Here is a 462-nt window from a genome sequence, read left to right as displayed (position 1 = left end):
TCGGCGATGGCCGTGGGATCTCGCCGGGGAACGAGCAGCACTTCGCCGCCCGACAGCAGCTCGACGGCGTGCGGGAACCGTGTCGACACGACCGGACGTCCCGCGGCGACGGCCTCGGCGAGCACGCCCGAGGTGACCTGCTCGCTGGAGTCGTAGGGCAGCAGGACGACGTCGGCGCGGCGGACCACCGCACGCAGCTCCGTGCCGGACAGGTACCGGCCGTCGAAGCGCACCGACTCCGTCAGGTCGAGGTCGTGCGCGAGGGCGACCAACCGGTCGCGGTACGCCTCGCCGTCGCGTTCCAGGACGCGGGGGTGGGTCTGGCCCACGACGAGGTAGGCCGGCAGCGGCATGCGTCCACGGAGCTGCACGAGCCCCCGCAGCGCCCACTCGACCCCCTTCCCCTCCGACAGCAGGCCCCAGGTCAGGACCGTCGCCCGGCGCTCGGGACGCCACGGCACC

1 protein-coding gene is annotated in these 462 nt (G+C 74.2%); it reads right to left on the bottom strand.

Annotated elements, in window-relative coordinates; translation table 11 throughout:
- Positions 1 to 462, bottom strand: a 462-nt coding sequence (locus G3I71_RS47235) for a glycosyltransferase (protein WP_164325108.1), incomplete at both ends; no start/stop codon positions are given.

Origin of the sequence: Streptomyces sp. SID12501 (genome assembly GCF_010550245.1) — a bacterium.
In the GTDB taxonomy this organism is placed as follows: domain Bacteria; phylum Actinomycetota; class Actinomycetes; order Streptomycetales; family Streptomycetaceae; genus Streptomyces.
The sequence above is the reverse complement of the archived record's forward strand: the minus strand, read 5'-3'. Positions and strand labels throughout refer to the sequence as shown.